Raw genomic sequence first — 26989 nt, 5'->3', positions numbered from 1 at the left:
CTTTAGGGCGCTGCCGTGTTCTGAGCCTGTGGGGGGCGTTATGAAGGTTGCCGTATTCGGTCTTGGGTATGTGGGGTCGGTGACTGCGGCTTGTCTGGCTGCGGCCGGGCATGACGTGTGGGGTGTTGATGTCGACACTGCCAAGGTCGGTCCGATCACCGAGGGCCACAGTCCAGTGGTCGAGCCCGGCCTGGACGATCTGGTTGCGGAGGGGGTGACCGGGGGGCGGCTGCATGCCACCACGGATCCTCGGCTGGCGCTGGATCGGGCTGATGTTTCGCTGATCTGTGTGGGGACGCCGTCTACTGCGGCGGGCAGCACGGATCTGACGTACATCAAGCGGGCGGTGCGCGATATCGCGGAGGCCGCGCATGTCGTCGTACCGCCGGAGTCCGGGTTCCACAGCATCGTGATCCGGTCGACCGTGCCACCGGGGACAGTGGACGAGGTGGTCGCGCAGGTGCTGGCTGATGTGCCGCCGCCGGCTGGGCTGACGTTCGGTACGGCGATGTGTCCGGAGTTCCTGCGGGAAGGGTCCGGACTGGCCGACTTCTACGCGCCGCCGTTCGTCGTCGTCGGAACCCAGTTCCCGGTGGTCGGAACTCAGCTGACCGACCTGTTCGGCTTCCTAGGCCAGGAGGTCCAGGTGGTCGACGTGCGGACCGCGGAGGCGCTCAAGTACGCCTGCAACGCGTTCCACGCGACCAAGGTCTCGTTCGCGAACGAGATGGGGCGGATCTTCCGCAACTACGGGGTCGACTCCCGTGAGGTGATGCGGCTGTTCGTCCAGGACACCAGCCTGAACATCTCGCCGTACTACCTGAAGCCCGGGTTCGCGTTCGGCGGCTCGTGCCTGCCGAAGGACCTGCGGTCGGTGCTGCACCTGGCCCGGATGAACGACACCGAGCTGCCGCTGCTGGCCGGCACGTTGGCCACCAACGAGCGGTCGGTGAGTGACGTGGTCGACCGGGTCATCGCCGGTCCTGGCCGCGAGGTCGCGCTGCTCGGGCTGAGCTTCAAGGTGTCCACCGACGACCTGCGCGAGAGCCCGAACGTCGAGCTCGCCGAGCGGCTGATCGGCAAGGGCTACAACCTGCGCATCTACGACGCGATCGTGAACCCGAGCCGCCTGGTCGGCGCGAACCTGCGGCACGTCGAGTCCAAGCTCCCGCACCTGCAGCGCGTGCTCACCGACGACCCGGCCGCCGCACTCGCCGGCGCCGATGTCGCCCTGGTCAGCGCGACCGACACAGCAGCCGTCCAGGCGCTGCTGGCCACCCCACCGGCCCGAACCATCGACCTCAGCGGCCACCTCGGCGACGACGTCGAGGCGCTGCCCGGATACGAAGGAGTGGCCTGGTGAGCGGCCCCCGCATCCTGATCATCATCCAGAACCTGTGGGTCCCGTTCGATCGCCGGGTCTGGGAGGAGTGCAAGGCGCTCAAAGGCGCCGGGTACGACGTGACCGTGGTCTGCCCGAAGGGTCCGGGTGACCCGGCGTACCAGGTGATCGACGGTGTGGCCGTCCACCAGTACAAGGCCTACGCGCCCGGCGGCAGCAAGGCCGGCTTCATCGTCGAGTACGCGTACTCGTTCCTGATGACGCTGATGCTGGTGCTGCGGGCCCGCAAGGCCGGCCGGTTCCAGGTCATGCAGGCGTGCAACCCGCCGGACATCTTCTGGCCGATCGCGATCCTGCTGCGCAAGCTGGACCGGACGAAGTTCGTCTTCGACCACCATGACCTCTGCCCGGAGCTGTTCCAGTCCCGCTTCGGCGGTACGACGTCGCTCCCTTACAAGGGCCTCCGTTTCCTGGAGAAGATGACGCACCGGACCGCCGACCACGTGACGTCGACCAACGACTCGTACCGGCGGATCGCGATCACCCGCAGCGGCAAGGCCAACCACGACGTCACCGTCGTACGGACCGGGCCTGACCCCGAGAAGCTGCAGCGCGTCCAGGCCGACGACTCCTTGAGAGACGGCCACAAGTACCTGGTCACCTACATCGGCGTGATGGGCCCGCAGGACGGCGTCGACATCGTGGTCCGCGCGGCCGACCACATCGTCAACCAGCTCGGCCGGACCGACATCAAGTTCACCCTGATGGGCGGCGGCGACTCGTACGACGAGGTCGTCGCGCTGCGCGATGAGCTCGGACTGCAGAAGCACATCGAGTTCACCGGCCGGGTGCCGGACGAGACCGTCCGCGCGGTGATGTCGACCGCGGACCTCGGTCTGTCGCCGGACCCGAAGAACCCGTTGAACGACGTCTCGACGATGAACAAGACGATGGAGTACATGGCGTTCGAGCTGCCCGTCGTCGCCTTCGACCTGATCGAGACGAAGGTGTCGGCCGCCGAGGCCGCCGTCTACGTCGAGCCGAACGACGTCGCCAAGTACGGCCAGGCGATCGTCGACCTGCTCGACGACGAGGTCGCGCGGCGCCGGATGGGCCGGTTCGGTCGCGAGCGGGTCGAGCAGGTGCTCGCCTGGAAACACCAGCAGAAGGCGTACCTCGGAGTGTTCGGGCAGCTGACCGGTCATGTGACGCCGATCAGCGTCGTCCGGGCCACGGGGTCCTGACGTGTGCGGCATCGCCGGCTGCTACCAGCAGCACGACGGGATGGCACTGGCCGAGGCCATGAGCGACCGGATCGCTCACCGCGGTCCGGACGCGACGGCGACGTACCGGTTCCAGGAGGACGACGTCTTCGCCGTACTGGCGCATCGACGGCTCTCCATCATCGACCTGTCGTCCAGCGCGGACCAGCCGTTCAGCAAGCGCGGACTGACGCTTTGCTACAACGGTGAGCTCTACAACTACAAGGAGCTGCGGGCCGAGCTTGCGAAGTCCGGTGTCTCGTTCCGGACCAGCTCGGACACCGAGGTCGTGCTGGAGGCCTGGCGTCGCTGGGGTCCTGATGCGCTGACGCGCTTTCGCGGCATGTTCGCATTCGCGATGCTCGATGAGGAGAGCGGCAGCCTGTTCCTGGCCCGCGACCCGCTCGGCATCAAGCCGCTGTTCTTCCTCCGCCGCCAAGGTGGTGTGGTCTTCGCATCCGAGTTGAAGGCGCTGGTCGCCGCGGTCGGGCCGGAGCTGCGGACCGAGCCCGGTGCGCTCGTTTCCTCGATGCTCTATTACTGGCTGCCGGAGCAGCGCTGCTCGATCGACGGTGTGGAGAAGTTGCCGCCGGGATCGTGGGCCGAGTTCCGGCCGGACGGCAGTAGCCGGCACGACACGTACTGGCGGGTGACCGAGGTCGCGACCGAGGCTGCGGCTGGTCCGCCGGCCGATCTGCGTCAGGTGATCGAGGAGTCGGTCGCCGCGCACATGGTCGCCGACGTACCGGTGTCGACGTTCCTGAGCGGTGGTCTGGACTCCAGCCTGGTGACGGTGCTGGCGAAGCAGATGGATCCTTCCGTCGACTCGTACACGATCACCTTCCGGTCGGAGGACCAGAAGCTCGAGGCGATGCCGGACGACGCAATCTATGCGCGCAAGGTGGCGCAGCAGTTCGGGATCGACCTGCACGAGATCGAGATCGCCCCGGACGTGGTCGACCTGCTACCGCGGATCGTCGACATCCTCGACGAGCCGATCGGCGACCCGGCCGCGATCAACACCCTGCTGATGTGCGACACCGCCCGGGATGCCGGGGTCAAGGTGCTGCTGTCCGGGATGGGTGCCGACGAGCTGTTCGGCGGGTACCGCAAACACCTCGCCTGTGTGATGGGAGCGCAGTACCAGCAGCTGCCCGGCGTACTGCGCAATGGCCTGATCGGCCCGACGGTACGGCGGCTCCCGGTCACCGTGCGTGGACGCGGACTGCGGTATGCGCGCTGGGCCAAGCGGTTCGAGACGTTCTCGAACCTGCCCGAGGAAGAGGCGTTCCGGCGCAGCTACACCATGTACGACGGGGACCAGCTGGCCGGGTTGTTGAGCCCGGACCTGGAGCCGTACGTCGGGAAGCTGCTCGCCGAACACAGCGACCTCTACCACGACACCACACTCGACGATCACGTGAACCGGATGTGTCTCGCGGACTCGCGGATGTTCCTGCCCGGGCTGAACCTCGCGTACACGGACCGGGCCTCGATGGCCGCGTCGACGGAGGTGCGGACGCCGTTCGTGGATCCGATCGTCGCGCGGGCCGCGTTCTCGATCCCGGGGAGCGACAAGATCCACCGCCGGGTCAGCAAGCTGGCGCTGAAGAAGGCGGCCGAGGCCTGGCTGCCCAAGGAGATCATCTACCGGCCGAAGGCGTCGTTCAGTGCTCCGCTGCGGGCCTGGATCCGGAACGACCTGCGCGAACTCGTCGACGACACGCTGCTGCGCGGTGAGCTGGTCGGCAGCGGCTTCCTGCAGCAGGCCGCCGTACAGCGTCTCGTGGACGACGAGCGGGCCGGCCGCGAGGACTACTCGAAGCAGATCTGGCAGTTGCTGACGCTGGAGACCTGGACCCGCAACATGCGTTCGCTCGGCGTGACGATCACCTCCTAAGGACAGACATATGAAGCAGGTCGCCCAGAACTACAAGTCCGGTGAGCTGGCGGTGCTCGACGTACCGCCGCCCGGGTGCCAGCCCGGTGGGGTGCTGGTGCGCTCGCTGTATTCGCTGATCTCGACCGGTACCGAGCTGATGAAGGTCGGCGAGGCCAAGCTCTCACTCGTCGGCAAGGCCAAGGCCCGGCCGGACCAGGTGAAGAAGGTGCTCGACACCGTTGCCCAGCAGGGTTTGCGGAGCACCTACCAGAAGGTCATGAACAAGCTCGACTCCTACACGCCGCTGGGCTACTCGCTGTGTGGCGTGGTTGTCGAGGTCGGTGCTGGTGCCGAGGAGTTCAGCGTCGGGCAGCTGGTCGCTGCCGCGGGCAACGAGTTCGCGCTGCACGCGGAGTACAACTGGGTGCCGGTGAATCTGTGTGTGCCGGTGCCCGATGGGGTTCCCGCTGAGCAGGCCGCGTTCTCCACCGTTGGCGCGATCGCCATGCAGGGTGTGCGGCAGGCAGAGGTCCAGCTCGGCGAGACCGCCGTGGTGATCGGCCTCGGTCTCGTCGGTCAGCTGTGCGTGCGGCTGCTGGTCGCGGCCGGTGTCCGCGTCTTCGGCATCGACACCGTCGAAGACCGCTGCCGGATGGCCGAGAAGGCCGGCGCCCTTGCGTGCTCCTCCCCCGACGAAGCCGGCGTCGCGTCGCTCGAGCGCTCGTTGCTAGAGGCATCCAACGGACTGGGCGCCGACCACATCCTGCTCGCCGCCGGCGGCAACTCCAACGGCCCGGTAGAAACCGCAGCCCGCCTGGCCCGCGACCGCGCCCGCGTAGTAGACATCGGCAAAACGAAACTCGACCTCCCCTGGAACGCTTACTACGACAAAGAGCTGGACGTCCGCTTCTCCCGCTCCTACGGCCCCGGCCGCTACGACGACCGCTACGAACTCCAAGGCATCGACTACCCCGCCGGCTACGTCCGCTGGACCGAACGCCGCAACCTGGAGTGCTTCGTCGACCTGATCGCCCGCGAGCAGATCGACATCCAGTCCCTGATCGCCGGCACCTTCCCCATCGCCGACGCCACCGACGCCTACGCCAAGTTGAGCTCTGGCTCGCTTCCCGGCGTCGGCTTCCTCTTCGAATACCCGGATGTAGCCACCGAAGAGTTGAAGCCTGCTGTGCCGCACGTCGCCAAGCAGTCGTCCGGTACGACGGGCGCCGCTCGTCTGGGGTTCATCGGTGCGGGCAATTACGCGTCGAGCATGTTGCTGCCGCATCTGCAGAACAACGCAGAGGCGACCTTGGCCCGGGTGGCGACGAACAAGTCGCTCTCCGCGGCGAACGCGCAGCGGAAGTTCGGGTTCGAGCAGATCTCGACCGACGCGCAGGAAGTCCTCGACGACGCCAGCCTCGACGCGATCTTCGTGGTGACTCGGCACAGCAGCCATGCCGACCTCACCTGCCAAGCACTCGAGGCGGGTAAGGCAGTGTTCGTCGAGAAGCCCTTGGCACTCACGTACGACGAGGTCGACCGGATCGTCGCCACGGTCGAGGCCACCGGCAACGACCGGTTGATGGTCGGCTTCAACCGCCGCTTCGCGCCACTGCTCACCGACCTCAAGACCCGATTCGGCGAGCCGGGCGGGAACCACTCCCTGCGGTACCTGGTGAACGCCGGCAAGCTGGATCCGTCCAGCTGGTACCTCGACCAGGGCAAAGAGGGCAGCCGCTTTGCCGGCGAGGGCGGGCACTTCATCGACACCCTTGCCTGGTGGCTCGACAGCACCCCGACCGAGGTGTACGCCGTACCCGGGCCGGAGGCAGGTGACGTCGTCATCACGCTGCGCTTCGCGAACGGATCCGTCGGCAGCATCAACTACGTCAGCGGCGGCAACTCCCGGTTCCCGAAGGAGACGCTCGACATCACCGGCGGCGGCCGCAACGCTCGCCTCGACAACTTCGCGAGCGCGTCGGTCTGGACCGGTCGCAAGGCGGCCACCAAGAAGGCCCGCGGCACCGACAAGGGCCAGCGCGCCGAACTCGAAGCCTTCGTCCGAGCCGTCAAGAACGGCACGCCGATGCCGATCTCGTTCGACTCGCTGATCGCCACCACCCGCGCCACCATCGCCGTCGACCGCAGCCTCGCCTCCGGCGCGCCGGAAAAGGTATGAGCCGTCAGCCTTTGGGTTGGTACGTCCGGCGTCTCCGCCGGATGTCCCCCACCGAACTGATCTGGCGCACGACCGACCACGCACGACGTACTGCCTGGGCCTACCAGCAGGTCAAGCCCGGGCAGGACCCGGCCGCGCCACAGTCACTACGTAAAGACCTGACCTTCGGTACGACGCTCCCGCCGCACGCGGCCGACGCCGTACCGGAGGATGCTCGCAAGGCGGTGATCGAGACCGCCGACGCGATCATGGCCGGCAACCTCGAGGTGCTCGGCACCGACCGCACGGACCTCGCCGCCCCGGACTGGTTCCGCGACCCGATCACCGGCCGCAGATCCGACCCGGCGCAGTACACGTTCAAGCTGAACCACCGCAACGAGGACCTGGTCGGCAACATCAAGCAGGTGTGGGAGCTGTCCCGGCACCACCACCTGACCCAGCTGGCCGCCGCCTGGTACCTGACCCACGACGACCAGTACGCCGACCGCGTCGCGGAGCAGCTCAACGACTGGTGGCGCACGAACCCGTTCCTGTCCGGCGTGCACTGGGCCAGCGGCATCGAGATCGGCATCCGGCTGATCAGCTGGACCTGGATCCGCCGACTGCTCAACGACTGGCCGGACATCACCGACCTGTTCGAGCACAACGAGCTGGCGCTGAACCAGCTCTACTGGCACCAGCGCTACCTGGCCGCCTTCCAGAGCCGCGGCTCCTCAGCCAATAACCACGTGATCGCAGAAGCAGCCGGCCAACTCGTCGGCGCCAGTGCGTTCCCGTGGTTCCGCGAGAGCACCAAATGGCGCACCGACGCCGCAGCACTGCTAGAACGCGAGCTGGACGCCAACACCTTCCCCTCCGGCGTCAACCGCGAGCTGGCCACCGACTACCACCGCTTCGTCTCCGAGCTCGGCCTGTACGCCGCTCTGGAGGCAGACCTGGCCGGCCACCCGCTGAGCCCGTCCACGTGGGCCCTGCTCACCCGCACCGCAGATGTGTCCGCAGCCATCGTGGACAGCACACTGCGCCCGCCGCGCCAGGGTGACGACGACGAGGGCATGGTGCTGGTCCTCGACCCGCCCAACATCCACAGCTGGTCCGCCTACCTCGCACTGGGCGCAGCCGCGGTCGGTGCGGCCGACTGGTGGCCGCAGGTCCCCGGTACGGCGACCTCCACTCTGGTCGGCGCACTGGTCAAAGGCACTCAAGGCGACCGCCCCGCCGAACGCCCGGGCCACTTCAACGACGCCGGTCTGACGATTCTGCGCAGTACCGACGACGGCCCGGAGATCTGGGCCCGCGGCGACGCCGGACCGCACGGCTTCCTCTCGATCGCAGCCCACGCACACTGTGACGCGCTCTCGCTGGAGGTCCGGGCCGGCGGCGTCGACATCCTCGCCGACCCCGGCACGTACTGCTACCACGGTGAGGAGGAGTGGCGGAACTACTTCCGCTCCACCATCGGCCACAACACCGTCGAGGTGAACGGCACCGAGCAATCCAGCTGGGGCGGCGCATTCCTCTGGCTGCGCGGCGCCACGGGACAGGTCCGCCAGTACGACGCCGCCACCGGCACGTGGGACGCCGAACACGACGGGTACCGGGTCGGCGACACCCCGGTCACGCACCGGCGCAACGCCGTACTGGATGGCGGCACGCTGCGGGTCGAAGACCACCTCGATACGGCAGCCGACGGGCGGATCGCCTGGCACCTCGGCCCGGACGTGAACGCGGAACTGGACGGTTCCACAGCCCGCCTGCAGTGGTCCGACGGTACGGCGGTCGCCGAGCTACCGGCCGGATTGACGTGGACCGCGCACCGCGGTGGTGACGATCCGCTACTGGGTTGGTACTCACCGCGATTCGGCCGTAAGGTCCCGATCACCACACTGATCGGCGCCGGGCGGATCAGCCCGGACACGCCCGCGGTCAGCACGTTCCGTTTCCGCTGACGGGTGTATCAGGTCACGTCCTAGCGCCTCTATTACTGCGAACCACGAAGTCGTTCGCTTGGAGGGGGCAGCGTGAACGAACGCAGCGAGGTGCAGGCGTGAGTGCGCAGCAGCTGGATGTGAAGAAGTCCTGGCAGGCCATCAGGCGGCATCGGCTGCTGGTGGTCATCGCCGCCGTCATCGGTCTGCTGCTCGGCGTGGCCTTCGCCTTCGTGAGTCCGCCGATGTACTCGGCCGCCGCGCTGGTGGTGCTTCCGCCGCCGCAGGTGGTCGCAGGCTCGACGGCCGGCTCGCAGAGCATCGACACCCAGGTGTACATCGCCCAGAGCGGCCCGGTCCTGCACAGCGCCGGCCAGAACCTGGAGCCCGCACTCTCCACCGAGGTGGTGCGCGAGCGGGTGAAAGCCACTGCGGCGACCGACGACGTGATCCGGATCGAAGCCAAGGGCACGTCGGCCCGGCAGGCGGTCAAGCTCGCCAACTCCGTCGCGCAGGTCTACCTCGTCTTCGTCACCACCGACAAGCAACTGCCGGGAGACCTCGGCAAGCGCACCGGCGCCCGGCTGCTGGAAGGCGCGGCCGAGGCCCACGGCGGCAGCAAGCTCGTGCACGCCGCCACGTACGGCGGCCTGGGCGCACTGCTCGGTGCCATCGCCGGGGCGATCATCGTGCTGGCCCGGGCCCGTGGTGACCGCCGGCTGCGGATGCGCGACGAGATCGCCGACGCGGTCGGGCTTCCGGTCCTGGCCTCGGTGTCGTCGTACTCCGCGCAGGATCCGTCCGACTGGGCGGATCTGCTGGAGAACTACCATCCGACCGCAGTCGACGCCTGGAGTCTGCGCAAGACCCTGCACCATCTCGACCTGGACGTGAAGGGCGGCCCGGCGACCTCGCTGACCGTCATCTCGTTCGCCGACGACGAGAAGGCACGCTCACTCGGCCCGCAACTGGCGGCCTTCGCTTCCACCTTCGGCGTCACCAGTTCGCTGGTGATCGACGATCACCACCAGGAACCGCGCGGATCCGTTGCGCTGGACATCCACCTGACGCTGGTCGACCGCGCGAACCCGCAGCTCGAGGGCGAGCGGACCATCCGCACGATCATCGCGCTGTCGGCGGGCACCGTGACGGCCGAGGAGCTGGCCCGGCTGGCTGTCGCGACCACCGCGGACGACCGCACCATCGACGGCATCGTGGTCACCGATCCCGATCCGTTCGACCGGACCATCGGGCGGGTCGCGCAGTCGCAGCGGCGTTCCGGCTCGCGGTTCCCGACGCTTCTCACCGGCACTTCAAGGCGGACGCGATGACGAACCAGCAGTTCTCGGAGCCGGCCGGCTCCGCCGGCTCGTGGGACGACCAGGACGGGCTGTTCGACAACGAGCGCTCGCCGGGATATCCGCCGGACAGCCTGGTCACCTTCCGCTTCCTGCGGGACGCGATCGTCCGGCACCGGCGGCTGTGGCTGCTGCTCGCCCTGATCGGGCTCGTCGGTGGACTGGCGTCGGACTTCGTCCTGCCGTCACCGCACACCGCGGTGGCCCGGATCCTGGTCACGACCCGCGAGGGCGAGGACCCGCCGAAGGCGATGGCGACCGAGGTCAGCCTGGCCACCACCAGGACAGTGGCCAACCGGGTGATCGACTCGCTGAAGCTCACCGCGACGCCGGACGAGGTTCTGGACAGCTTCACAGTGCTGCCGGTCACCAGCCGGGTGCTGGAGATTACTGCCACCGCGAAGTCCGACGCCGAGGCGACGGCCCTGGCCACCACCATTGCTCAGACGTTCCTGAAGTTCCGGCGTGAGCAGATCGCTCTGCAGGATGTGCCGCTGCGCCGCGATCTCACCACCGCCCAGAACGAGGCGGCCCTGGCACGGCAGGCGGTAGTGGCCGCCGGAGACGACCCGGCCGATCCGAAGCGCCCGGGCAGTCCGGAGATGACCCGGCTGAACGCCGCGCAGGACAAGGTGAAGTTCGTCCAGCAGCAACTGCTCGACTCGACCAGCATCGCGTCGAAGATGAACAGCAGCCGGTTGCTCGATGCACCGGCCCCGGTGATCAGCTCCCCCAAGCGGGTGCTGGCGCTCAAGCTCGGTACCGGCCTGATCGCCGGACTGTTCCTGGGTCTCGGCTTCGTCATCGTCCGAGCGCTGATCTCAGACCGGTTGTGGAAGCGGCAGGACATCTCGAACGCACTCGGTGCCCGGGTCCGGCTCAGCACCGGACGGCCGCCGCGGCGGCTCCCCCTCGGCCGGCTCCTGCGCCCCGGGCAGTCGAAGCATCGCGGGGTCCGGCTGCTGTCCCAGCACCTCGGCGGGCGGATCATCTGGGCCGAGCGGCCCTCCCCCGCACTCGCTGTGGTCAGCGTGGACGACGTACAGACCTGTGCACTGGCCGTGGCCTCGCTGGCGGTCGCACTGGCCGACGAGGGCAAGACCATCCTGGTCGCCGACCTCTCCGGGCATCAGACGCTCGCGGCGAAGCTCGGCGTCACCACGGCCGGTACCCATGACTCGACCTTCAGCAGTCCGGAACGCCGGATCACGGTGCACCTTCCGGAGAAGGACGCGCTGCTGCCCGAGGGCTGCTACCTGCGGATCGGCGACACCAACCGTCCGTCGGGCACTGGCGACGTACAGCTGGATGCTGCCTGGGAGACCGCCGACCTCGTGCTCGTGCTGGCGACGCTGTCACCGGCCCTCGGCGCCGATCACCTTGGTAGCTGGGCTTCCCGAGCCGCCGTCGTCGTGACGGCCGGACGGACGTCCGCGACCAAGCTGAAGGCCACTGGAGACATGCTGCGCCTGGCCGGTCTCGAGATCGACACCGCGATCGTGCTGAACGCGGACAAGACCGACGAGGGTGTCGGCGTGGCCGAGGCGGAGGCGGCTGCCGTCTCTGCCGACGTCGAGATGTTCTCGCGATGAACGCATTGGCGACGCTCGGGGCACGGCTCGCGCCGAAGCCCGGCTTCCGCGCGGTTCCGCCCGAACGGCGCCGCCGGCGGCGGGTCCAGCTGGTCTGGGCGCTGATGGTGATGAACGTACTGACGTTCTTCCCGGACTCACGGCTGCTGGTGCCGATCCCGAGCGCACTCGGCCGACTGATCGCGCAGGGCTCGCTGCTGCTCGCGCTGGTCCTGGTCCTGACGGTGAACCGGCCGCTGCGGGTGCGGCCCAGTGTCTTCATCTTCCTTGCCTCATTGCTGGTCACCGAGGCCGTCATCTCCAGTCTCCGGGCGGAGTTCCTGGTCGGTGCGCTGTACCGCTCCGGCCGGCTGATGGTCTTCGTGCTCGTGCTCTGGATGTTGACACCGTGGTGGACGCGACGCGATCTCCTTCTCGTCCGGACCCACCTGATGATGCTGTGGGCAGTCATCGGCACAGTCGTCGCCGGCCTGCTCGTCTCACCCGGCGGCGCGCTGGTCGACGATCGTCTGACCGGCATCCTGTGGCCGATCCCCGCGACGCAGGTCGGGCACTACGCAGCGGTCGCCACCGGGCTGACCGCCGTACTGTGGATGGCCGGTCTGCTGCGCCGGGAAGTCGCCCTGGTCAGTGTCCTGGTCACCATCCCGGTGCTCCTGCTCACGCACACCCGTACGGCCTTGATCGCCATGCTGGTCGGCGGGATCGTTGCGGGGCTCAGCCTGTTCACGGCCCGGTCACGCGCGCGGCGCACGTTCGCGATCGCCATCGGGGTGTTCTCCGTCGGGGCACTGACCTTGGGCTCCGCGGTGACGACCTGGCTGTCACGAGGTCAGGACACCGAGCAGGTCACCGCGCTGACCGGCCGCCGGCTGGTCTGGGAAGCGATCCTCGCGCAACCGCGGACGACGTTCGAAACACTCTTCGGCTTCGGCCTGTCCAACAAGTCGTTCACCGGGTTGCCGATCGACAGCAACTGGCTCGGAACGTACTACGACGTCGGCCTGCTCGGTGCTGCGATCAACATCGCCATGGTGCTGTTCGTCTTCATCGCTGCCTGGTTCACGCCGCAAGGCCCACGGCGCGCGCTCGCGTTGTTCATCGTCGCGTACTGCGTGGTGGCGTCGTTCACGGAGACCGGGCTGAGCGAAGCGTCGCCGTACTTCCTGGAGCTGACCCTGGCCGCATCACTCGTGTTTCCGAGACCTTCCCGAGAGGGCGGCTCCTGATGAAGATCCTCCTGGTGCACAACAGGTACCGATCGACCGCGCCGAGTGGTGAGAATCGAGTCGTCGACCAGGAACGCGAAGCTCTCGCGGCACTCGGCCACGACGTCCGGCTCTTCGAGCGGCAGAGCGACGAGATCGAGGAGTGGCCGGTCTGGAAGAAGGCCACGCTGCCCGCGCGAGTGATCTGGAACCCGACGAGCAAGCGCGATCTGAGCCTTGAGCTGAAGGAGTTCCAGCCGGACGTCGTGCATGTGCACAACACGTTCCCGGTGCTCAGCCCGTCGGTGCTGTACGCGTGCCGCGCTGCCGGTGTGCCCGTGGTGATCACCTTGCACAACTACAAGTTGCTCTGCGCAAGCGGTGACTTCTATCGCGAGGGTTCGGTCTGCCACGACTGCGCCGGTGGCAATCCGCTGCCCGCGGTCCGCAACAGCTGCTACCGCGGTTCGAAGCTCGCCACGGCAACGACGGTACTCAACACGCGCTCGCACCGGCGTACCTGGCGGAACCTGGTCTCGGCGTACCTGTTCATCTCCGAGTCGCAGCGCACGCTGCTCGCCGGGATGGACTTCGACGCGGACCGCAGCTTCGTCCGCTACAACTACGTCCCGTACGACGGCCCTCAGGCCAGCTCGCCGCTCCGCCAGGTCACGTACGTCGGCCGGCTGGATGCGGCCAAGGGCGCGCCGCTGCTGATGAAGGGCTGGGACGCGTACCGCGCGATCGCGGGTGACGACGCGCTGCAACTGGCCGTCGCCGGTGGCGGTCCGATGCTCGACGAGGTGACCGCCTGGGCGGCCGACCGTCCGTCGGTGCACCTGCGCGGGATGCTCAGCAAACCCGAGATCTTCAGCCTGATCGGCGAATCGCGGGCGGTCGTGCTGCCTTCGGAATGGGAGGAGACCTTCGGTCTGGTGGTGGTTGAGGCAATGGCCGTCGGCGTCCCGTTGCTGGCGTCCGGACACGGTTCCTTCCGTGAACTCGTAACCGACGGTGTCGACGGTGCGTTGTTCGATCCGGGTCGTCCGGACGAGCTGGCCAAACTCCTGCTCGATGTGGACGCCTGTCCCGACCGGTACGTCGATCTCGGCCGCAACGCCCGGACGACGTACGAGACGATCCACGACCCGCAGTCCAATCTCGAGCAACTGCTCGACGTCTACCGCTTCGCCATCGCGAACCCGGTCACCTAGCCACAACAGCCCGCCAGGCCCCGAAGGAAGAACCATGGAACAGCGCACACCCAAGTGGTACAGCTCACGGCGGCTCATCGTCGCCGGGAGCGCTGTCGCGCTGGTCGGACTGGTCTCGGCAGCCGTCCTGCTGACCGGCAACAACCCCATCGGCGGCGACGGCCCCGGCGCGGCGACCACGCCGGCCAAGTCGCTGACCGCACCGGGCAAGCCGCCGGTCACCATCTGCGGGAACGCCCAGGCACTCAACGGGCCGGCCACCGCGCCGACGGGCGCCGTACCGGTCAGCACTACTCAGAACCTGCAAGACCTGACCGCGCAACACCCCGCCGGCACGACGTTCTATCTCGCCGCCGGCACGCACCGGCTGGCCGGTGGGGAGTTCCTGCAGGTGATCCCCAAGGAGGGCAACCGGTACGTCGGTGCTCCCGGAGCGATCCTGGACGGCGGCAAGCAGAACCGGTACGCGTTCACCGGCTATGCGCCGAACGTCATGATCAGTCACCTCACCATCCAGAACTTCGGCGCACCCAAGGGCAACAACGACGAAGGTGTGGTGAACCACAACTCCGCCACCGGCTGGACGATCGAGGGCAACACGATCAAGAACAACGCGGGCGCCGGCCTGATGATCGGCAGCCGCAACGTCGTCCGCGGCAACTGCCTGCGCGACAACGGCCAGTACGGTTTCAACGCCTACAACCCGAACGCGGTCAACGGCATCACCGTCGAACGCAACGAGATCACCGGGAACAACACCGACGACTGGGAGAACCTCCGGCCGGCCTGCGGCTGTACCGGTGGCGGCAAGTTCTGGACGGTGACCGGGGCCGCGGTGCGCGGCAACTGGATCCACGACAACCACGGGCCGGGGCTCTGGGCCGACACGAACAACGCAGGCTTCACGGTCGAGGACAACTACATCTCCGGCAACTACGCCGAGGGCCTGATCTACGAGACCAGCTACAACGCGCTGATCCGGCGGAACAGCTTCATCCGGAACGGGCTCGGCAAGGGGCCGGAGAACGAGGGCTTCCCGGCGCCCGCGCTGTACATCTCCGAGTCCGGTGCGGACAAGCGGGTGCCCGGGCAGTACGGGCAGATCCTCGAGGTCACCGGCAACGTCTTCACCGACAACTGGTCCGGTGTCATCCTCTGGGAGAACGCCGACCGGTTCGCGGGCTCGCCGGCCAACACCAGCACCGGGTCCGGCACGCTGGTGAACCCGAAAGTCGCCACGATCAAGACCTGTAACGCCCAGAACATCGCCAAGCAGCCCTACCTGAGCGACTGCCGCTGGAAGACCCAGAACGTCCGCGTGCACGACAACACGTTCAACCTCAACCCCGACAAGCTCGGCGACAAGTGCGCGTCGAACGCGGGCTGCGGGTACAACGGGATCTTCTCGAACTGGGGCACCTTCCCGGACTGGTCGCCGTACCAGGCCCGGACGATCGAGGACGCGATCACCTTCAAGCAGGCCAACCGGTTCTACTCCAACACCTACAGCGGCCCGTGGAACTTCATCGTGCACGAGCAGGGCAACTCGGTGAACTGGGCGGCCTGGCAGGGCGCGCCCTACGGTCAGGACGAGGACTCCGTGATCAAGGTCTCCGGGGAGCGCTGACCCGCCGATGACCGAACATATGCGACGCCTCCGGCGCCGCGGGTCATGGGGCTCTAATCCCTGCCCTTCCCTCGTCGCTCCAGTCGCTTCGCTCCCTACGCTCCTCAGTCCAGGTCAGGGCGCCCCATGACCGGCCCGCCCCCCGAGCGTGCTTGCACGCAGATCGCCATGACGCGCTCTGTGGGCTACGCCGCGTTCGGGCGGCACGAGCGGGATCTCGACGTGCTCGACGTGATCTTCGACAGCCTGGTCGATGCACCGGGCAACGAAGGATGCCGGCGGCTGCGGTTCGGCGGGCACGGCATCACGCTGGACGTCGACGTACGGGGTCAGGCGGAGTTGACCGTCGAGCTGCGGGTGTCGCCGTACGGACCGGTGCAGGTCGAGTCCCGCGGAGCCGATGGCCCGGGCGACACTCGCTTGGTGAGCTTCTTGCTGCAGTGGCCGAACAGCACTCAGCGCCCGGTCCGGACGGCCTGGATCATGCTCTGATCCTGGCGGCCGCGGAACCGGGCGCTGGGCTAACTCATTGCTGCTTCAGGAGGCAAGCAGCAGTCTGAGTTTGTCCAGGCAACGACCCCGGATAGGGCCGATGCTGCCGATCGGGATGCCGATCTTCTGCGAGATCTCCGCGTACGGCGCAGGCGGGTCGGCCATCAACATGCCGAGCAACTGCTGCCAGCGGTCCGGCAACGTCTCCAGAGCCTCGCGGACGTCGGCCGCCCGCTCCAACGCGATCAGGTCGGCGTCCAGCTCGGGCTGGTCCCCCGGCTGCTCCTCGAAGGTCGTCGACTCGTAGGTCAGCAGCACCCGCTTGCGAAACGCCAGCACACGCAGGCATTCGCGGCGGGTGGTGACGACCAGCCAGGCGCCGACCCGCTCGGGGTCGACACGGTGGATGTGCTCGAGCAACCGCAGCCACACCATCTGCGAAACATCTGCGGCATCGCTGTCACTGAGCCGGAAACTGCGGGTGACGGCCCAGACGAGCCGCGCATAATGATCGACCAGCCGGCTCCAGGAACCCTGGTCCCCGGACGCGGCCTGGATCACCAGGGTCGCGGCCTCGGACCGGACTGTCGTTGCGGAATCAGCACCGTTTTCGGCACTGAGGTGTTGCACCATGAATTCCCCCCTCGGGAATGCACCGCTCAGTTGTCGTCGCTCGCCATGCGTCCCCCGACGCGAGCTCGTTCAGGTCAGTAGGCGCCGTCACTCCCCAGTACGGCGCGGGCGGTCTTCCAGAGAATCAGCAGATCGAGTGCGATCGACCAGTTGTCGGCATACCGCAGGTCGAGCCGCATCGACTCTTCCCAGGTCAGATCGCTGCGTCCGCTCACTTGCCACAACCCGGTCAGTCCGGGCTTGACGAGCATCCGGCGCGAGTCGTCGACCGCGTACTGCGCGACCTCGGCCGGCAACGGTGGCCGCGGGCCGACCAATGACATCTCCCCCCGGAGAACGTTCATCAGCTGCGGCAGCTCGTCGATCGAGAACCGGCGCAGGAACTTGCCGACCCGGGTCACCCGGGGGTCGTCGCGGAGTTTGAACAACACCCCGTTGCCCTCGTTCAGGGCGACCAGCTCGGCCTTGCGTTCCTCCGCGTCGACGACCATCGTGCGGAACTTGAACATCGAGAACTGCTCGCCACCACGGCCGACCCGGATCTGCTTGAAGAACACCGGACCCTTGCTGGTCAGCTTCACCAGCGTGGCCGCGACCAGCAGCACCGGAGACACTGCGAGCAGCATCAGCACCCCGACGACGCGGTCGAAGACCGCCTTCATCAGGTGCGGACCACCACTCACCGACGGCCGCTCCAGGTGCAGCAGCGACAGCCCGGCCACCGGGCGGATCGAGATCCGCGGACCGGCGACCTCGACGATGCCCGGCGAGACGATCAGATCGACCCCGCGCTGTTCGAGCGCCCACGACAGCTTGCGCAGTGAGTGCCCGGCCAGCTCCGGATCCGAGGCCACCGCGACGACGTCGACGTCGTACTGGTCGACGGCCGCCAGGATGTCCATCTCGGTCCGGCCGAGCCGATCCGAGACCGGCTCCTCGAAGACGTCACCGCGCGGCAGGCAGCTGGCCACGACGACGTACCCGTCGGCGGGCCGTTCCTCCAGGTGCCGATGCAGCGTGATCACCTGGTCGTTGCGGCCGACCACCAGCACCCGGCGCATGCACCGGCCGGCGAACCGGCGCCAGGAGATCTGCCGGTGCAGCACCCAGCGGCCGACCATGGCCGCCAGGCACGTCATCGGCACCGCGAGCAGCACGAAACCACGAGCAACCTCGCTCTTGGTCGCGTACGACGTGATCGCGACCGCGGCGGTCAGCGCCACCGCGGCCCGGATGATGGACCGGAATTCCTCCGGCCCGGTACCGAAGTACCGGCTCTCGTAGCCACGGGCCAACGCCACACAGACCAGCCAGGCGACCGGGATCACTGCCCCGATCACCAGATACGCGAGATTGATCTGGGCCCCGAACCGGCCGAGCAGCGCCAGCGATACCCCGATCAGCGCCGCGGACAGGTCCCCGGCGAGCGCGGCCCACCGGTACTTGGCCACCCAGCGCGCCTCGGTGAAACGTGCCGATCGCGGCACAGTCGCCTGCACCTCGTCCGGTACTACCCAGACCGGCCGACGACGTTCCCCCGAAGGCGCCGGCCGAAGATCAGCCGGTTCGGCCAACCCTTCAGACATGACAAACTCAGTCACGCACAGTCACCCCCCACAGGTGAACAGCGACCCCCGTGACCAACCCACTCCCCGTCACGGACAGTCGTCCAACGCCGCCCCCACAACGGCGTGAGCCAGACAGTACTACGTCCGGCCGACGCCGAACAGTATTGACAGCGAGTGTTTACCCCTGCGCAATCAAGCCTGGATCGGCGGACACACCCCCGACGAAAATGAAGAACCCCGAGGACCGTTGACCGGGACCTCGGGGTTCTTGCCGACGCTACTGCGACGGAGGGGGTGTGTCAGCCGGCGATCAGGCCGTCGCCGCTGATCAGCTCACGCATCTCGGCCAGCGAGCTGTCGCTCGGCGGCAGGATCGCGTCGGAGTCGTGCAGGACCTCGTCCGGCACCTTCTCGCCGGAGCGGACGAAGTCCAGCAGCGCCGCGAAGGCGGTCCGGAAACCGTCCTCGTCACCGGCCGAGACGGCCTTCTCCAGGTCGCCGTCGACCGCGTTCAGCTGGTCGAGCTTGTCGTCGGCGAGCTGCCACTGGCCCTCACCCATGATGCGAACGATCATCGAACGTCTCCGTCTTGTGGTCGCGCCGGCTCCGCTACCGGCTGTTGCACTGGCTGGGCGGGTTGCGCTGCCCCCGGGGTCTCACCGGACAGCTGCTTGGGAGCGCTGCCACCGGACAGCTGCGCCTTCATGGCTTCCAGCTCGGCGTCGACACCGGAGGTGGACGACATCCGCTCCAGCTCCAGGGTCAGGCTGTCCTTCGACGTGCCGCTGGCGTCGTCGAGCGCGCCGGAGGCCAGCAGCTCGTCGATCGCACCGGCCCGGGCCTGCATCTGCTGGGTCTTGTCCTCGGCCCGCTGCACGGCCAGACCGACGTCGCTCATCTCCTCGGAAATACCGGAGAAGGCCTCGTTGATCCGGGTCTGTGCCTCGGCCGCGGTGTAGGTGGCCTTGATCGTCTCCTTCTTGGTCCGGAAGGACTCGACCTTGGCCTGCAGGCGCTGGGAGGCGAGCGTGAGCTTCTCCTCCTCACCCTGCAGCTGGGCGTGCTGGGTGGTCAGGTCGTCGATCTGCCCCTGCAGCCCGGACTTGCGGGTCAGGGCCTCGCGGGCCAGGTCCTCGCGGCCCATCGACAGCGCCTTCTGCGCCTGGTCCTGCAGTTTGGCCGACTGCGCCTGCAGCTGCGATGCCTGCAGCTCCACCCGCTTCCGGCTGGTGGCCACGTCGGCCACTCCCCGGCGTACCTTCTGGAGCAGCTCCAGCTGCTTCTGGTACGAGTAGTCAAGGGTTTCGCGAGGATCCTCAGCCTTGTCCAGGGCGGTGTTCGCCTTGGCCTTGAAGATCGTCGACATCCGCTTGAAGATGCTCATCGATATCCGTACCCCTTCTGTGCCGGAGCGTCGACCCGGCGTGCGTGTCAACCACCCTATGTCCCTACGGGTCACCACACCATCGGGACAGGCCCGGATAAAGTGGTGTTCACATCCGGGGACCACCCCGAGTCGCGATGTCCTGCCGAATGAGGTTCAGACCCCGTGTTCCGTCGTACCAAGTCCGATACAACAACACCCACCGTACCCGCCGAGCCCCAGGCCAAGCCGGGCGGCAAGGGACGGCCGACGCCCTCGCGCAAAGAAGCCGAGCAGGCCCGGAAGGCGGCGTACAAGAAGCCCCGCAACCGCAAGGAGGCGTCGGCGCTGCGCCGGGAGAAGATGCGGACCGAGCGGGCCAAGATGCAGTCGGCCCTGCAGACCGGTGACGACCGCTACCTGCCGGCCGCCGACAAGGGCCCGGTACGGCGCTTCGCCCGCGACTACGTGGATGCCCGCTACTCGGTGATGGAGTTCGCGCTGCCGATCCTGCTCGTGGTGTCGCTGGTCGGGGTCGTGTTCTCCCGGCAGTTCCCCTGGCTGGCCGGGCTGGTGAACATCTTCTTCCTGGTGATGATCATGGTCATCGCCGGTGACTGGTTCCTGCTCTCCCGCGGGATGAAGCGGGCGGTGGCGAAGCGGTACCCCGACGAGCCGGTCAAGGGCATCGGGTTCTACGCGGTCCGCCGGACCATGCAGATGCGCCGCTGGCGGCTACCCAAGCCGATGGTCAAGCGGGGCGAATTCCCGATGTGACGGGTAGGGTCCCGGTATGGACTTCCGCTATCTCGGCAACAGTGGTTTGAAGGTCAGTGAGATCTCGTACGGGAACTGGCTGACGCACGGTTCCCAGGTGGAGAACGATCAGGCGAAGGCGTGTGTGCGGGCGGCCCTGGAGGCCGGCATCACCACGTTCGACACGGCCGACACCTACGCGAACACCAAGGCCGAGGTGGTCCTCGGCGAGGCGCTCGCGGGTGAGCGGCGCGAGTCGCTGGAGATCTTCACCAAGGTCTACTGGCCGACCGGTCCGGGCGGCCCGAACGACACCGGTCTGTCCCGCAAGCACATCCACGAGTCGATCAACGGCTCGCTGAAGCGGCTGCAGACCGACTACGTCGACCTCTACCAGGCGCACCGGTTCGACACCGAGACGCCGCTCGAGGAGACCATGGAGGCCTTCGCCGACGTGGTCCGCCAGGGCAAGGCGCTCTACATCGGGGTCTCCGAGTGGACCGCCGAGCAGCTCCAGGAGGGCCACCGGCTGGCCCGCGAGCTGCGCATCCCGTTCGTCTCGAACCAGCCGCAGTACAGCATGCTCTGGCGCACGATCGAGGCCGAGGTGGTCCCGGCGTCGGAGGAGCTCGGCATCAGCCAGATCGTGTTCTCCCCGATCGCGCAGGGTGTGCTGACCGGCAAGTACCTGCCGGGTCAGCCGGTGCCGGAGGGTTCGCGGGCGACCGACGCGAACGGCGCCAACATGATCAAGCGGTTCCTGAACGACGACGTACTGACCCGTGTCCAGGAGCTGAAGCCGATCGCCGACGAGGCCGGCCTCTCGCTCGGCCAGCTGGCCGTCGCATGGGTCCTGCAGAACCCGAACGTCGCCTCCGCGATCGTCGGCGCCTCCCGGCCCGAGCAGGTCGTGGAGAACGTCAAGGCCTCCGGGGTGAAGCTCGAGGAGACCGTGCTGAAACGGATCGACGAGACGCTCGGCAGCATCGTCGAGCGCGACCCGGCCAAGACCGCGCAGAACTCCCCGCAGACCCGGCCGGGCTCATGAGCTGGGTGTGGCGGTTCGAGACCGCGACCGGCGCCGTCGTCGACCCGAGCGAGGTCGGCGGGACCGAGTTCTCCGCCCAGGGTGACGCCGAGAGCTGGCTGGGCGAGATCTGGCGCGAGCTGGCCGACAAGGGGGTCGCGCAGGTCTTCCTGTTCGAGGACGGGCGTCAGGTCTACGGACCGATGAGCCTGGAGGCGCAGGAGTAGGCGTTACGCTTCCGCTGTGACTGCCAAGCGGACTGTAAGACTGGTTTTGAGCCTGGTGGCGGGACTCCTGCTCGCGGGAACCGCCACCACCCAAGCGCACGCCGAGGACGGCTTCCGCTTCTGGGGCTACTATCAGTGGACGTCCTCGCAGTGGTCCTTCGCGCAGAGGGGCCCGGATGCCGTCGTACCGGCTGATGGGTCCGTCGAGGGCTGGCGGTACGCCGTCGGTGGCGCCAAGCCGCGGGTGCCGCGGGCGGCCGGCGACTTCGAGGCGATCTGCAGTGGGGCCCCGGCCGAAGCGGGCAAGAAGCGGGTGGCGGTCGTCATCGACCCCGGGACAGGCGAGGACGAGCAGCCCGGCGAGGTGGTCGGCCTAGCCACCGGGACCTGTGTGGTGACGGATCCGAAGTCCAACGGGGCGCAGGTGCTGGCCGCTGCAAAGCCGACGCGGATCGAGAAGGGCCTGACCTGCGGGATCGACGGCTACCCGAGCAAGGGCTGCGGTGAGCCGGTGAAGAACATCAAGGTCCCCGCCTCCGACCCGCAGGTCCAGCTGTCCATCGCGAGGCCGGTCGGTTCGTCCGTGGTGTCGGACGAGCCGTCCGACAACAGTGTGGAGAGCCGGTCGGTGTGGTGGCCCTACCTCATCGTTGCGGTGGTCCTCATCGCCTTGATCGTGGGTGGATTGATTCTCGTCCGCGCCCGGCGCTCGAGAGCGTAGTGCGTGCCGTCCACCGCCTGACACTCCCCCGGGCGCTGCATCCGGGGGCCTGGTGGCTTTGGGCGCTCGGGATGGCGGTCGCCGCGAGCCGGACCCGTAACCCGGTGCTGCTGGTACTGATCCTCGCGGTGACCGGGTTCGTGGTGGCCGCGCGCCGTACCGATGCTCCTTGGGCGCATAGCTTCACCGCGTTCCTCAAGCTCGGTCTGATGGTGATCGGGATCCGGATCGTCCTGCAGGCGTTGCTGTCGACGCGCTCGCAGGGAAATGTGGTTCTGTTCACGCTGCCGCAGATCCCCTTGCCGGACTGGGCTGCCGGGGTCAAGCTCGGCGGACAGGTAACTTTGGAGGCGGTCGTCACCGCGCTGTACGACGGTGGGCAGCTCGCGGTGATGTTGTGCTGTATCGGCGCGGCCAACGCACTGGCCAGTCCCCGGCGGCTGCTCAAGTCGTTGCCCGGGGCCCTCTACGAGATGGGCGTGGCCTGTGTGGTCGCTCTGACGTTCGCACCGCAACTGGTGACCGATGCGCGTCGGATCCGAGCCGCTCGCCGGCTGCGCGGCCGGAGCCGCGGGTCGTTCCGCACCACAGCCATGCCGGTGCTGGAAGGTGCGTTGGACAGGTCGGTGGAGCTGGCTGCTGCGATGGATTCGCGTGGCTACGGCCGGACTGCTCAGGTGCCGCGTCGCCAGCGCCGGATCACTGGGCTGTGCGTGCTCCTGGGCTTGCTGGGCATTCTGCTCGGCGTCTACGCGCTTCTGACCGACTCACTCGCGTTCCCGTTCGCTCTGACCGCACTGGCGATCGGACTGCTGCTTGCGGTCGGCGCACTGGGCATCGGTCGGCAGCGGGTGACGCGCACGCGCTACCGGCCCGATCCGTGGGCACTGCCCGAGTGGCTGGTGACTGCGGCCGGTGCTGCCGCTGCAGCCGTCATGGTGGTCGCTGCGGTCCGCGGGGTGCACGGCCTGCTCCTGGCCGGACCACTCGTCGTACCGCCGATCCCCCTGCTGCCCGTGCTCGGCGTACTGATCGGTCTGGCGCCAGCGCTGGCAGCACCTCCTGTTAGGCAGGGGGCGGCCGCATGATCGAGTTTGACCACGTGACAGTCACGTACGACGGCGCTGTGGCGCCCGCCGTACGGGATGTGACCTTCACCGTGCCTGAAGGTGAGCTGGCGCTGGTGATCGGGCGGACCGGTTCCGGCAAGTCGACCTTGTTGCGCGCGATCAACGGGCTGGTGCCGCACTTCACCGGCGGCACGCTGGCTGGGCGGGTGCTGGTGAACGGGCGGGACACCCGGGAGTACCGGCCGCGGGATCTGGCCGATGTGGTCGGGTTCGTCGGGCAGGACCCGATGACCGGGTTCGTCACCGACACAGTGGAGGACGAGCTGGCTTACAGCATGGAGTCCCTCGGTACGGCGCCGGACGTGATGCGGCGTCGGGTCGAGGAGACACTGGACCTGCTGGGGCTGGCCGACGTACGGGATCGCGCACTGACTTCACTGTCCGGTGGCCAACGGCAACGAACCGCCATCGGGGCAGCGCTGACGTCGCATCCCGCTGTGCTCGTGCTGGACGAGCCGACGTCCGCACTGGACCCACAGGCGGCCGAGGAGGTGCTGGCCGCGCTGCAGCGGCTCGTACACGACCTGGGCGTGACTGTGGTGATGGCTGAGCACCGACTTGAGCGAGTCGTGCAGTACGCCGACCGCGTGATCGAGGTGCCGGGTGGCATCGGACTGGTGTCGACCGGGCTGCCGGCCGACCAGATGGTCACCGCACCGGTCGCACCGCCGGTGGTGGAGCTCGGCCGGTTGGCTGGGTGGTCTCCGCTGCCGCTGTCGGTGCGGGACGCGCGGCGAGCTGCGGTGGCGTTGCGGAGCCAGCTGGCTGATGTGAAGCCGTTGCGGCGGGCTGCGGTGACCGGTGCCGAGCTGGCCGGCTGCAGCAACCTGATCGTTGGCTACGGGACAGTGACTGCCTTGCGTGGTGTGTCGGTCAGCATCCGGGCCGGTGAGATCGTCGCTCTGATGGGCCGCAACGGCGCTGGGAAGTCCACACTGCTCAATGCGCTGGTGGGTATCGTCCCGCCGCGCTCCGGCACAGTGACCGCGGCTGGAGTCGACCCACGCCGTACTCGACCGGCCAAACTGGTCAAGGCGGTCGGACTGGTACCGCAGGAGCCGGCCGACCTGTTGTATGCGGCAACAGTCGTAGACGAGTGTTCTGGCGCCGACTCCGACTTCCGGGTACCGCCCGGGACCTGTCGGGCGGTGCTGGAGCGGCTGGCACCGGGCGTGGACGATCAGCTGCATCCGCGAGACCTGTCTGAGGGACAACGCCTGTGTCTGGCGCTGGCCGTCGTACTGTGCGGCGCACCGCCGCTGTTGCTGCTCGACGAGCCCACTCGCGGTCTGGACTACGGTGCCAAGCGGCGACTGGTGGAGATCCTGCGTGAGCTGGCTGCCGCCGGGCATGCGGTCGTGCTGTCGACACATGACGTCGAGATGGTGGCTGAGGTCGCCACTCGAGTGATGGTGCTCGCAGACGGCGAGCTGGTGAGTGAAGGCGAGACTGCGACAGTTGTGGCGGACTCCCCCGCGTTTGCTCCGCAGGTAGCCAAGATTCTGGCGCCACTTCCGTTCCTGACCGTGGGCGAAGTGGCCACGGCTCTGGAGCGCGCGTCGTGAATCTGATCCGGCTGCGGCCGCGCAGTACCGGCACTCTGTTGCTGGCGTCGCTGGTTGGGGTGGCGGCGTTCGCCTGGCCGCTGCTTTGGCAGACGGATCAGGCAGGACAGTCTGCGATCGGCCACACCACCGATGCGCCCTGGCTGTTCGTGTTGCTGCTGCCGTTGCTGGTGGCCGTCGTACTGGCTGAGCTGTCCGAATCCGGGATCGACGCGAAGGTCATCTCCCTGCTGGGGATGCTGGCGGCGGTTGGAGCTGCTCTGCGTGCACTGGGTCCGGGAACCGCTGGCCTGGAGCCTGGGTTCTTCCTGCTGGTGCTGGCCGGGCGGGCGTTCGGGGCAGGCTTCGGGTTCGTGCTGGGTTCGGTGTCGCTGTTGGGTGGTGCGCTGATCAGTGGTGGCGTCGGGCCGTGGATGCCGTTCCAGATGTTCGCGTGTGCGTGGGTGGGCTGCCTGGCCGGCCTCCTACCGCGGGTGGGCGGGCGACTCGAGGTGCTGCTGCTGGCGACGTACTCGCTCGTTGCTGGTGTCTTGTACGGCGTGGTGATGAACCTGTGGTTCTGGCCGTACGCGACCTTCGGCAGCGACTTCTCCTTCATCCCCGGTGACGCGCTGGCCGACAACCTGCACCGGTACCTGCTGTTCGTCGTGGCGACGTCGCTCGGCTGGGACATCCCGCGCGGAGTTCTGTGCGCCGTACTGGTGCTTGTGCTCGGCCGGCCGGTGCTGAACGCGTTCCGGCGTACCGCCCGCAAGGCTGCCTTCGACACCCCGGTGCTGTTCGAACCAAGGAGTCCGCATGCCTGATCGCACTCTCATCCTCGGTGGCGCCCGCTCCGGCAAGTCCGTGGCGGCCGAGCGGCTGCTGGCCGACGTACCGAACGTCCTGTACGTCGCCACTGGCGGCGACGACTCGGGTGATGCTGAGTGGGCCTCCCGCGTCGCCAAACACCAGGCCCGGCGGCCGGCCACCTGGGGGCTGGTCGAGACGATCGACCTCGTCCCGCTGCTCTCGGAACCCGGTCAGCCGCTGCTCATCGACTGCCTGACGTTGTGGCTGTCGCGCACCATGGATGCGCTCGAGATCTGGCCTGACCTGACCCGTGCGGCCCTGGTCGAGGACCGGATCGCCACGCTGACCGCGGCCTGGGCCGACACCCCACGCATCGTGGTTGCCGTTAGCAACGACATCGGCTCCGGCGTGGTCCCCGCCGATCCCGGCACGCGGCTCTTCCGCGACCTGATGGGCCGCCTGAACACCAGCATCTCGCTGGCCTCCGACCAGGCCCTCTACACGATCGCCGGCCGAACGCTCCCGCTCACATGATCGATTCGGTCCGGCTCGCCTTCGGCCTGCTCAGCATCCTCCCCGCCGGAATGCCTTCCCACGTTGACCGAACTGTCGGCCGCCGAGCGATGATCCTCGCCCCGCTGGTCGGCGCAGTCCTCGGCGGAGTCGCCGCCGGCGTGGTCGCCCTCGCCCAGCTACTCCGCCCAGACGCCGACCTGCTGGCCGCCGTACTCGGCGTCCTGGTGGTAGCCGGCCTGTCCGGCGGTCTGCATCTCGACGGCCTGGCCGACTTCGCGGACGCCCTCGGCAGCCGCCGCGACCGCGAAACCATGCTCCGCATCATGAAGCAGAGCGACATCGGCCCCTTCGGCGTCGTCAGCATCGTCGCCGTCCTCCTCATCGACGTCGCCGCCCTCACCGCCTGCCTCCAAGCCGGCCTAGGTTGGCAAGCAATCCTCATCGCCACCACCGCCAGCCGCCTGACCCTCCCCTGGACCTGCCGAACCACCATCCCCTCAGCCCGCCCCGACGGCCTAGGCGCAGTAGTAGCAGCCACAGTCCGCCCCCGAACCGCCCTGGCCACCACCCTCGCCGTACTGCTAGCCACAACCGCCCTGACCTACCT

General features: G+C 68.0%; 24 protein-coding genes. 20 read left to right on the top strand and 4 right to left on the bottom strand.

Going from position 1 to position 26989, the window contains the following annotated elements; translation table 11 throughout:
* Window positions 1–40 precede the first annotated feature (40 nt).
* The 11 genes from E1261_RS21275 to E1261_RS21225 all read left to right on the top strand — a co-directional run bounded on the left by E1261_RS21275 (window position 41) and on the right by E1261_RS21225 (window position 16084).
* Window positions 41–1363: a nucleotide sugar dehydrogenase gene (locus E1261_RS21275; protein ID WP_132409078.1), complete on the top strand. Its 1323-nt coding sequence runs from the start codon at window positions 41–43 to the stop codon at window positions 1361–1363.
* Window positions 1360–2586: a glycosyltransferase family 4 protein gene (locus E1261_RS21270; protein WP_132409076.1), complete on the top strand. Its 1227-nt coding sequence runs from the start codon at window positions 1360–1362 to the stop codon at window positions 2584–2586. The genes E1261_RS21275 and E1261_RS21270 overlap by 4 nt, the downstream gene beginning before the upstream one ends.
* A gap of 1 nt (window position 2587) precedes the next feature.
* Entirely contained in the window at window positions 2588–4504 is a 1917-nt protein-coding gene (asnB, locus tag E1261_RS21265) for an asparagine synthase (glutamine-hydrolyzing) (protein WP_132409074.1), read from the top strand.
* Window positions 4505–4514: 10 nt separating this feature from the next.
* Window positions 4515–6665: a bi-domain-containing oxidoreductase gene (locus E1261_RS21260; RefSeq protein ID WP_132409072.1), complete on the top strand. Its 2151-nt coding sequence runs from the start codon at window positions 4515–4517 to the stop codon at window positions 6663–6665.
* Window positions 6662–8614 (top strand): heparinase II/III family protein, encoded by a 1953-nt coding sequence (locus E1261_RS21255; protein WP_132409070.1) that lies wholly within the window; start codon window positions 6662–6664, stop codon window positions 8612–8614. The genes E1261_RS21260 and E1261_RS21255 overlap by 4 nt, the downstream gene beginning before the upstream one ends.
* A gap of 98 nt (window positions 8615–8712) precedes the next feature.
* Window positions 8713–9924 carry a YveK family protein gene (locus E1261_RS21250; RefSeq protein ID WP_165952586.1) on the top strand — a complete coding sequence of 404 codons (1212 nt, stop codon included), beginning with the start codon at window positions 8713–8715 and terminating at the stop codon, window positions 9922–9924.
* On the top strand, window positions 9921–11543 hold the full coding sequence (locus tag E1261_RS21245) for a Wzz/FepE/Etk N-terminal domain-containing protein (RefSeq protein ID WP_132409066.1): 1623 nt from the start codon (window positions 9921–9923) through the stop codon (window positions 11541–11543). The genes E1261_RS21250 and E1261_RS21245 overlap by 4 nt, the downstream gene beginning before the upstream one ends.
* On the top strand, window positions 11540–12772 hold the full coding sequence (locus E1261_RS21240; protein ID WP_132409064.1) for an O-antigen ligase family protein: 1233 nt from the start codon (window positions 11540–11542) through the stop codon (window positions 12770–12772). The genes E1261_RS21245 and E1261_RS21240 overlap by 4 nt, the downstream gene beginning before the upstream one ends.
* Entirely contained in the window at window positions 12772–13965 is a 1194-nt protein-coding gene (locus E1261_RS21235; protein WP_132409062.1) for a glycosyltransferase, read from the top strand. Before E1261_RS21240 ends, E1261_RS21235 begins: the two co-directional genes overlap by 1 nt.
* Window positions 13966–13999: 34 nt before the next feature.
* On the top strand, window positions 14000–15592 hold the full coding sequence (locus E1261_RS21230) for a right-handed parallel beta-helix repeat-containing protein (protein ID WP_132409060.1): 1593 nt from the start codon (window positions 14000–14002) through the stop codon (window positions 15590–15592).
* A 168-nt stretch (window positions 15593–15760) separates the two neighbouring features.
* Entirely contained in the window at window positions 15761–16084 is a 324-nt protein-coding gene (locus E1261_RS21225) for a hypothetical protein (protein ID WP_132409058.1), read from the top strand.
* Between the two features lie 45 nt (window positions 16085–16129).
* On the opposite strand, the gene E1261_RS21220 is transcribed toward E1261_RS21225, so the two are convergent.
* The 4 genes from E1261_RS21220 to E1261_RS21205 form a co-directional block, all read right to left on the bottom strand.
* Window positions 16130–16717 carry an RNA polymerase sigma factor gene (locus E1261_RS21220; RefSeq protein ID WP_132409056.1) on the bottom strand — a complete coding sequence of 196 codons (588 nt, stop codon included), beginning with the start codon at window positions 16715–16717 and terminating at the stop codon, window positions 16130–16132.
* A gap of 74 nt (window positions 16718–16791) precedes the next feature.
* Window positions 16792–18303, bottom strand: coding sequence for a sugar transferase (locus E1261_RS21215; protein ID WP_132409054.1), 1512 nt, complete (start codon window positions 18301–18303; stop codon window positions 16792–16794).
* Window positions 18304–18584: 281 nt separating this feature from the next.
* Window positions 18585–18860: a PspA-associated protein PspAA gene (gene pspAA / locus E1261_RS21210; protein WP_132409052.1), complete on the bottom strand. Its 276-nt coding sequence runs from the start codon at window positions 18858–18860 to the stop codon at window positions 18585–18587.
* Window positions 18857–19669 carry a PspA/IM30 family protein gene (locus E1261_RS21205; RefSeq protein ID WP_132409050.1) on the bottom strand — a complete coding sequence of 271 codons (813 nt, stop codon included), beginning with the start codon at window positions 19667–19669 and terminating at the stop codon, window positions 18857–18859. Before E1261_RS21205 ends, pspAA begins: the two co-directional genes overlap by 4 nt.
* Window positions 19670–19834: 165 nt before the next feature.
* Here E1261_RS21205 and E1261_RS21200 point away from each other — a divergent pair, with 165 nt between their 5' ends.
* The 9 genes from E1261_RS21200 to E1261_RS21160 all read left to right on the top strand — a co-directional run.
* Window positions 19835–20425, top strand: coding sequence for a DUF3043 domain-containing protein (locus E1261_RS21200; protein ID WP_132409048.1), 591 nt, complete (start codon window positions 19835–19837; stop codon window positions 20423–20425).
* A gap of 16 nt (window positions 20426–20441) precedes the next feature.
* Window positions 20442–21452 carry an aldo/keto reductase family protein gene (locus E1261_RS21195; protein ID WP_132409046.1) on the top strand — a complete coding sequence of 337 codons (1011 nt, stop codon included), beginning with the start codon at window positions 20442–20444 and terminating at the stop codon, window positions 21450–21452.
* Window positions 21449–21658: a hypothetical protein gene (locus tag E1261_RS21190; protein WP_132409044.1), complete on the top strand. Its 210-nt coding sequence runs from the start codon at window positions 21449–21451 to the stop codon at window positions 21656–21658. Before E1261_RS21195 ends, E1261_RS21190 begins: the two co-directional genes overlap by 4 nt.
* Window positions 21659–21674: 16 nt before the next feature.
* Window positions 21675–22379 (top strand): SCO2322 family protein, encoded by a 705-nt coding sequence (locus E1261_RS21185; RefSeq protein WP_132409042.1) that lies wholly within the window; start codon window positions 21675–21677, stop codon window positions 22377–22379.
* The gene (locus E1261_RS21180; protein WP_420814018.1) at window positions 22292–23467 is read left to right on the top strand and encodes an energy-coupling factor transporter transmembrane component T; all 1176 of its coding nucleotides are present in this window, start codon (window positions 22292–22294) and stop codon (window positions 23465–23467) included. Before E1261_RS21185 ends, E1261_RS21180 begins: the two co-directional genes overlap by 88 nt.
* Window positions 23464–25074, top strand: a complete 1611-nt coding sequence (locus E1261_RS21175) for an ABC transporter ATP-binding protein (protein ID WP_132409038.1) — start codon at window positions 23464–23466, stop codon at window positions 25072–25074. Before E1261_RS21180 ends, E1261_RS21175 begins: the two co-directional genes overlap by 4 nt.
* A complete protein-coding gene (locus tag E1261_RS21170; RefSeq protein ID WP_132409036.1) occupies window positions 25071–25880 on the top strand; it encodes an ECF transporter S component family protein in 810 nt (269 codons plus the stop codon). Before E1261_RS21175 ends, E1261_RS21170 begins: the two co-directional genes overlap by 4 nt.
* Window positions 25873–26400: a bifunctional adenosylcobinamide kinase/adenosylcobinamide-phosphate guanylyltransferase gene (locus E1261_RS21165; RefSeq protein WP_132409034.1), complete on the top strand. Its 528-nt coding sequence runs from the start codon at window positions 25873–25875 to the stop codon at window positions 26398–26400. The genes E1261_RS21170 and E1261_RS21165 overlap by 8 nt, the downstream gene beginning before the upstream one ends.
* Window positions 26397–26989, top strand: a 593-nt coding sequence (locus E1261_RS21160; RefSeq protein ID WP_132409032.1) for an adenosylcobinamide-GDP ribazoletransferase, incomplete at its 3' end; no start/stop codon positions are given. The genes E1261_RS21165 and E1261_RS21160, both read left to right, overlap by 4 nt.

The sequence above is a fragment of the Kribbella albertanoniae genome, assembly GCF_004348455.1.
Lineage (GTDB): Bacteria > Actinomycetota > Actinomycetes > Propionibacteriales > Kribbellaceae > Kribbella > Kribbella albertanoniae.
The sequence above is the reverse complement of the archived record's forward strand: the minus strand, read 5'-3'. Positions and strand labels throughout refer to the sequence as shown.